General features: G+C 51.8%; 2 protein-coding genes. Both read left to right on the plus strand.

The annotated features are described in order from the left end of the window. Positions 1–117: 117 nt before the first annotated feature. Positions 118–729, plus strand: a complete 612-nt coding sequence (locus HJG39_RS19260) for a phage tail protein I (RefSeq protein WP_268412043.1) — start codon at positions 118–120, stop codon at positions 727–729. Then, positions 726–927 (plus strand): phage tail-collar fiber domain-containing protein (locus HJG39_RS19265; protein ID WP_268412045.1); only part of this gene is annotated, 202 nt, incomplete at its 3' end. The genes HJG39_RS19260 and HJG39_RS19265, both read left to right, overlap by 4 nt.

Consider the following 927-nt stretch of genomic DNA (forward strand, 5'->3'; position numbering starts at 1 on the left):
CCTTGCATCAATCCGGTGTACAAAATGTGCAGCTTACCGCGCCTACCCAAAACATTATAAATGCGGCTAATGAAGCGGCGTTTTGTAGCGGCATCGACATCGTATTAGGTGGTACCGATGCCTAGCTTACTTCCCCCTAATGCCACCGCGTTTGAACTTGCCGCAGAAGGTGCGAGCGCACGTATTGGTGATGTGCCAGTGCCTAACGCCGAGCTTTGGAACCCGTTTAACTGCCCCGCGCATTTATTGCCGTGGCTGGCTTGGGCGCTTTCCATTGATGAATGGGATAGCCAATGGCCAGAAAGCACGCAGCGCCAGTTTATTGCCAACAGCGTGGCGGTGCATAAAAACAAAGGCACATTAGGCGCGGTAAAACGGGCGCTAGCGGCATTAAATATCAACACCGAAATAACCGAATGGTATGAAAGTGATGGTCCTGCGGGTACGTTTACCGTGGCGGCATTGATTGACCATCAAGGCATTGATAGCGCGCTAATTAACAACATCGACCGCATTGTGCAAAGTCACAAACGCCACAGCGCTCACTATACGTTATCACTTGCGTTAAATAGCACCGCAAACAACGCGCATTTACTCGGCTCAACCAGCGCCAGCACGGTAACGGTTGAGCCTTGGACGCTGCTAGCACTGCACACCGAAACCGCATCCTTTTTAGCGCTTGGCACGATAAGCGCAGCACATTCTATCATTGAGGCTTACCCGTTATGACGCAGCAGTTTTTCACTATTGTCACGGATATTGGCGCAGCGGCAGATGCTAACGCTAAAGCGCTCGGGCAACACTTGCAGCTTACTCACTTTGCGGTGGGCGATGGTGGCGGTGCAGACTTTGCCCCCGATGTGGAAACCCTCAAAAAAGCCACTTCACTCACCAACGAAGTGTTTCGAGGGCCGATTAATGAGCTAA

It is taken from the genome of Alteromonas sp. a30 (genome assembly GCF_026788005.1).
Lineage (GTDB): Bacteria > Pseudomonadota > Gammaproteobacteria > Enterobacterales > Alteromonadaceae > Paraneptunicella.